The sequence below is a fragment of the Nocardia sp. NPDC058666 genome, from assembly GCF_042714895.1.
GTDB lineage: Bacteria > Actinomycetota > Actinomycetes > Mycobacteriales > Mycobacteriaceae > Nocardia.
Map to the genome: position 1 here is coordinate 1135920 of NZ_JBHXRY010000001.1, position 6421 is coordinate 1142340.

At 67.1% G+C, this 6421-nt stretch carries 5 protein-coding genes; all 5 read left to right on the top strand.

Annotated elements, in window-relative coordinates; genetic code table 11:
- Positions 1–8: 8 nt before the first annotated feature.
- The 5 genes from ACFWVD_RS05225 to ffh all read left to right on the top strand — a co-directional run bounded on the left by ACFWVD_RS05225 (position 9) and on the right by ffh (position 6299).
- A complete protein-coding gene (locus ACFWVD_RS05225; RefSeq protein ID WP_379240681.1) occupies positions 9–1373 on the top strand; it encodes an ammonium transporter in 1365 nt (454 codons plus the stop codon).
- Positions 1374–1378: 5 nt separating this feature from the next.
- Positions 1379–1717 carry a P-II family nitrogen regulator gene (locus ACFWVD_RS05230; protein WP_110036141.1) on the top strand — a complete coding sequence of 113 codons (339 nt, stop codon included), beginning with the start codon at positions 1379–1381 and terminating at the stop codon, positions 1715–1717.
- An 81-nt stretch (positions 1718–1798) separates the two neighbouring features.
- A complete protein-coding gene (locus tag ACFWVD_RS05235) occupies positions 1799–4231 on the top strand; it encodes a [protein-PII] uridylyltransferase (RefSeq protein ID WP_379240682.1) in 2433 nt (810 codons plus the stop codon).
- A gap of 132 nt (positions 4232–4363) precedes the next feature.
- Complete coding sequence (locus tag ACFWVD_RS05240) at positions 4364–4678, top strand: hypothetical protein (RefSeq protein ID WP_379240683.1); 315 nt, start codon at positions 4364–4366, stop codon at positions 4676–4678.
- A gap of 55 nt (positions 4679–4733) precedes the next feature.
- Positions 4734–6299, top strand: coding sequence for a signal recognition particle protein (ffh, locus tag ACFWVD_RS05245; protein ID WP_379240684.1), 1566 nt, complete (start codon positions 4734–4736; stop codon positions 6297–6299).
- The last annotated feature ends 122 nt before the right edge of the window (positions 6300–6421 follow it).

The window sequence follows — 6421 nt, forward strand, 5'->3', positions numbered from 1 at the left end:
GAAGCAAGGTGGCATTTCCACTGATCGGTACACCGGATACCGGTGACACCGCTTGGATGCTGGCGTCGGCAGCGCTCGTGCTGTTGATGACGCCGGGTTTGGCGTTCTTCTACGGCGGCATGGTCCGCGGCAAGAACGTGCTGAACATGATCATGATGAGCATCTCCGCGATGGGCTTGGTCACCATCCTGTGGTGTCTATACGGCTTCTCGATGACCTTCGGCGAGGACAAGGGCAACCTGATCGGTGACCCGCTCCAGTACTTCGGCCTGAAGAGCATCTTCGGTGGCACCGCCGCCGATTCGCCGGGCATCCCGCTGTTCACCGCGACCCCGGAGGACCCGACGGCCCCGATCACCGCGGGTATCCCGCTGACGGTGTTCGTCGCCTTCCAGCTCATGTTCGCGATCATCACGGTCGCACTCATCTCGGGCGCGGTCGCCGACCGCATGAAGTTCGGCTCGTGGCTCGTATTTGCCGGAATCTGGGCCACGGTCGTCTACTTCCCCGTCGCGCACTGGGTGTTCGCCTTCGACGGCTACACCGCTGAGCAGGGCGGCTGGATCGCCAACAACCTCAAGGCGATCGACTTCGCCGGTGGTACCGCGGTCCACATCAACGCCGGTGCCGCGGGTCTGGTGCTGTGCCTGATCCTGGGCAACCGCAAGGGCTGGCCGAAGACCCCGTTCCGTCCGCACAACCTGCCGTTCGTGATGCTCGGCGCCGGTCTGCTGTGGTTCGGCTGGTACGGCTTCAACGCCGGTTCGGCGCTGGGTGCCAACGGCATCGCCGGTGCCACCTTCCTCACCACCACGATCGCCACCGCGGCCGCGATGATGGCCTGGCTGCTCGTGGAGAAGATCCGCGACGGTCACCCGACCTCGCTCGGTGCCGCCTCGGGCATCGTCGCCGGTCTGGTCGCGATCACCCCGGCGTGTTCCTCGGTGAACGTGGTCGGCGCCCTGGCCATCGGCGTGGTCGCCGGTGCACTGTGCGCCCTGGCCGTGGGCCTGAAGTTCCGCTTCGGCTTCGATGATTCGCTCGACGTCGTCGGCGTGCACCTCGTCGGTGGCCTGGTCGGCACCCTGATGGTCGGCCTGGTCGCTACCAGCGAAGCCCCCGCGGGCGTCACCGGCTTGTTCTACGGTGGTGGAGTCGAGCAGTTGAAGCTGCAGGCTGTCGGCGCCTTCGCCGTTCTCGCCTACTCGCTGGTCGCAACGGCCATCATCGCGTACGCGATCAAGTTCACGATCGGCCTGCGCGCCAGCGAAGAGTCCGAGGCCGCGGGCCTCGACGAGGCCGAGCACGCGGAAACCGCTTACGATTTCGCTGCTGTGGGTGGCACGGCACGCTCGCTCGTCAAGGAGGCATGACGAACATGAAACTGGTTACGGCAATCGTCAAACCGTTCACGCTCGAAGATGTGAAGACCGGGCTGGAACAGGCTGGCGTGCTAGGCATGACCGTCAGCGAAGTCCAGGGTTACGGCCGGCAGAAGGGCCACACCGAGGTGTACCGCGGTGCTGAGTACTCGGTGGATTTCGTGCCCAAGGTTCGGGTCGAGGTCGTCGTGGACGATGCGTCGGTCGAGAAGGTCGTCGAGGTGATCGTCGAGGCCTCGCGTACCGGCAAGATCGGTGACGGCAAGGTGTGGGTGACCCCGGTGGACACCATCATCCGCGTCCGGACCGGCGAACGCGGAAGCGACGCACTGTAATTCGGTAGTGAACGCACAACAAACTATCGAGTGGCGGCCCCGCTCCCACCGGGGAAATCCGGTCGGGGCGGGGCCGCCCGCATGAAATGGGTGGTGTGGGTAGTGGGACAGCGCAACGGCGGAATTCAGCACAACGGGGCGGCGGATCTGGTCAAGGCCAGGGCGCAACTGCTCGACGCGGGCCTGGACGCGGAATCACTGCGCGGGGCACTGGTCGACCTGTTCGAACTGTGGCTCACCAGCAAGGGCAACGAACTGGGCATCACCGCCGACAGCGGCCTGTCGGTCGTGGCGGTGGGCGGCCTGGGCCGTCACGAAATGCTGCCGTACTCCGATCTGGACCTGGTCCTGCTGCACGACGACGTCGACCCCAAGGTGGTGTCCGAAGTCGCCGACCAGCTCTGGTATCCCCTGTGGGACGCCCACATCAAACTCGACCACAGCGTGCGCACGGTCCCGCAGGCGCTGCGGGTGGCCGCCGACGACATGATCGCCGGGCTCGGGCTGCTGGAAGCCCGCCACATCGTCGGCGATCAGGATCTGAGCAACCTGCTCATCGGCGGCGTGCGCCGAGAATGGCGCACCGGCATCCGCGGCCGCTTCGACGATCTCATCGCCGCGGCCACCGCCCGCTGGCAGCGCAGCGGCGAAATCGCCCACCGGGCCGAACCCGACCTGAAGAACGGGCGCGGCGGCCTGCGCGACATCCAACTGCTCGACGCGCTGTCGATCGCCCAATTGACCGACGCCATGCCGGGATTGGGCCCCGAATCGCCCGGCGGCGGTCTGAAACTGGCCCACCGCAGACTCCTGGACGTGCGCACCGAACTGCATCGCGTCGCCGGTCGAGCCCGCGACCAACTGCGCGCGCAAGACGCCGACGAGATCGGCGCGGCGCTGCGCATCGGCGACCGCTTCGATCTCGCACGGACACTGACCGATTCAGCGCGTACGGTGAGCTATTCGTGCGACGTCGGTCTGCGCACGGCCGCCAACGCGCTCCCGCGACGCGGCCTGGCCAGACTGCGCCGCATGCCGGTGCGCCGACCACTCGATGAGGGGGTGGTCGAGCACTCCGGCGAGGTCGTATTGGCCAGAGACGCACGCCCGCAACGTGATCCGGGCCTGATCCTGCGGGTGGCCGCGGCGTCGGCGCAGACCGGACTGCCCATGTCGGCGACCACCCTGAACCGCCTGTCCGAGGACGCGCCCGAACTGCGCGAGCCCTGGCCCAAGGACGCGCTCAACGACCTGCTCGTGCTGTTGGGCGCGGGCCGCGGCAGCATCGACGCGGTCGAGGCACTGGACCGAACGGGCTTGTGGGGCAGGCTGTTTCCCGAATGGGGCGCCGTGCGCGACCTGCCCCCGCGCGACGCGGTCCACACCTGGACCGTGGATCGCCACCTGATGGAGACCGTCGCCTACGCCAGCGGTCTGAGCACCAGGGTCGCCCGACCCGACCTGCTCATCCTCGGCGCGCTGCTGCACGACATCGGCAAAGGCAGGCAGGGCGACCACAGCGTCGTCGGCGCGGAACTGGCCACCCATATCGGGCGCAGGCTGGGCCTGTGGCCCTCGGACGTGCGCACCCTCAGCGCGATCGTGCGCCACCATCTGCTGCTGCCCGACACCGCGACCCGCCGCGACCTCGACGACCCGGCCACCGTCGCGCACGTGACCGACGCGCTCGGCGGCGACGTGGGTCTGCTCGAACTGCTGCACGCGCTGGCCGAAGCCGACTCGATGGCCACCGGGCCCGGCGTGTGGGGTGACTGGAAGGCATCGCTGATCGGCGAACTGGTGCGGCGTTGCCGGCTGGTCATGGCCGGCGAACCGCTGCCGGAACCGGAACCGATCGCGCCGGACCTGCTCGACAAGGCCCGTGCCGGTGGTGTGCACGTGAGCCTCGCGCCCGGCGACAGCAAGCACACGTTCGTGGTGACAGTGATCGCCCCCGACGAGCCGGGCCTGCTGTCCGATGCCGCCGGTGTGCTGGCGCTGCACTCGTTGCGGGTGCTGTCGGCGTCGCTGGGCGGCGCGGGGGAGTCCGCGATCAACACCTTCATCGTGATGCCGAAATTCGGCGACCCGCCCGACGCCGGACTGTTGCGCCAGGAACTGATCCGGGCCGGAACCGGCGCGCTCAACCTGTCCGACGTGCTCGCCAAACGCGAAGCCGAAGCAATAGGAACAGGACCGGGACGGTACGCGCGCGCCCAGCCGCGGCTGATCTGGTCACCGACCAGCACACCGGGACAGGTCGTTCTCGAGCTGCGCGCCGACGATCGAATCGGTTTGCTGAGCAGGCTGGCCGGTGCCTTCGCCGCCACCGGCGCCAACGTTCGATGGGCCAGAGTCGTGACGATGGGCTCGGCCGTGGTCGACGCGTTCTGCCTGGATCTGGGCGACGCTGACAGCCCTGTACTGCGCGAACGCATCGAAAAGGCCGTCCTGGACGTGGTTCCCAAGCCCGCGCCCGCACCACCACCGACCGAAACCCCCGCCGGTGACTGACACCACTAGGACACGGTTTAACCACTGATTGCTATCAGGTTGCTACACACCGTCGGCGCGGCCCGATAAGTCGAGATGTGACCTATAGCATTTTCCTGGTCCGGCTGTCGCTCGTACGAGGGGAGCTGATCTGTGGCTATCGAAGTCGTTTCCGCATCAATGATGACCAGCGACGCGACCGCGCACATCGCGCGGTGCGTCGGTGGTGACCTGTGGGTGGTCTCCTGGTTGCCGGGTCGCACCCTCAGTGGTGCGCAAGCGCTGGCCGCGATGACCATCGCCTCGACCACCGCCCACCACGCCGACAGCGCCGACTCCGAATGGCTTCGGATCGAAGCGCTGTCGCGCGAACTGGGACTGACCGGCAGAGAAGCGGTGTACCTGGTGAACATCGAATCGCACGAGTTGCGTCGCACCGCGCCCCCGCACGTGCAGCACACCGAATAACCTCCACTACCCTGGGAGGGAATTATCTGACCCTTTCAGATCAGGAGCGCGATCGGTGTTCGAATCCCTGTCCGACCGGCTTACCGGTGCACTGTCAGATCTGCGCGGTAAGGGGCGTCTGTCACCGGCCGACATCGACGCCACCGCGCGTGAGATCCGCCTCGCACTCCTCGAAGCCGACGTCGCGCTGCCCGTGGTGCGCGGTTTCATCGCCAATGTCAAAGAACGTGCCAAGGGCGCGGAGGTCTCCGGCGCGCTCAACCCCGCGCAGCAAGTCGTCAAGATCGTCAACGAGGAACTCGTCGCGATCCTCGGTGGCGAGACCCGTCGACTGAACCTGGCCAAGAACCCGCCGACAGTGATCATGCTGGCCGGTCTGCAGGGTGCTGGTAAGACCACCCTGGCCGGCAAGCTGGCCAAATGGCTCAAGGGTCAGGGACATCAGCCGTTGCTGGTGGCCTGTGACCTGCAGCGTCCCGGCGCTGTCACCCAGCTGCAGGTCGTCGGTGAACGCGCGGGCGTGCCCGTGTTCGCCCCGCACGGCGGCACCTCCATCGGTGGCGGCGAGAACCCTCTCGGTATCACCGCCGCCGACCCGGTCGCAGTGGCCGCCGCCGGTATCGAAGAAGCCAAGGCCAAGCAGTACGACGTGGTCATCGTCGACACCGCGGGCCGCCTCGGCATCGACGCCGAACTCATGCGCCAGGCTTCGGGCATCCGCGACGCCGTGCAGCCCGACGAGACACTGTTCGTGCTCGACGCCATGATCGGCCAGGACGCGGTCAGCACCGCCGAAGCCTTCCGCGACGGCGTCGGCTTCACCGGCGTCGTGCTCACCAAACTCGACGGTGACGCCCGCGGTGGCGCGGCGCTGTCGGTGCGTCAGGTCACCGGCGCGCCGATCATGTTCGCCTCCACCGGTGAGAAGCTCGAAGACTTCGACGTCTTCCACCCCGACCGGATGGCCTCGCGCATCCTGGGCATGGGCGACGTGCTCACGCTCATCGAACAGGCCGAACAGGTCTACGACGCCGAACAGGCCGAAGAGACCGCGCGCAAGATCGGCAGCGGCGAACTCACCCTCGAGGACTTCCTCGACCAGATGCTGGCCATCCGCAAGATGGGCCCCATCGGCAACCTGCTCGGCATGCTGCCCGGCGCGGGCCAGATGAAAGAAGCACTGTCGCAGATCGACGACAAGTCCCTCGATCGCGTGCAGGCGATCATCCGCGGCATGACCCGCGCCGAACGCGACAACCCCAAGATCATCAACGCCTCCCGTCGACTGCGCATCGCCAACGGCTCCGGCGTGCAGGTCTCCGAGGTCAACCAGCTCGTCGACCGATTCTTCGAAGCCAAGAAGATGATGGCGATGATGGGTCGACAGATGGGGATGCCCGGCGCGCGCCGCGGCAACAACAAAAAGGGCGGCAAGAAGGGCAAGAAGGGTGGGCGCGGACCCACACCGCCGAAGATGCGCGGTGGATTCCCCGGAATGCCCGCCGGAATGCCGGGACTGCCGCCGGGCATGGATCTGTCGCAGATGCCGCCCGGTCTCGACCAGCTGCCGCCGGGGCTGGAAGGCATCGACCTCTCCCAGCTGAAGTTCCCCAAGAACTGAGTCTTCACCAGTGAAAAGCCGTGGTGGGGGGGTTGAGTTGGGCCACCCCCCCCGCTTTCTTTTTTGTTGGGCCGAATCCTTTTTCGTTTTGCCTTTCTCCCGACCCCCGACCCCAAAACGAA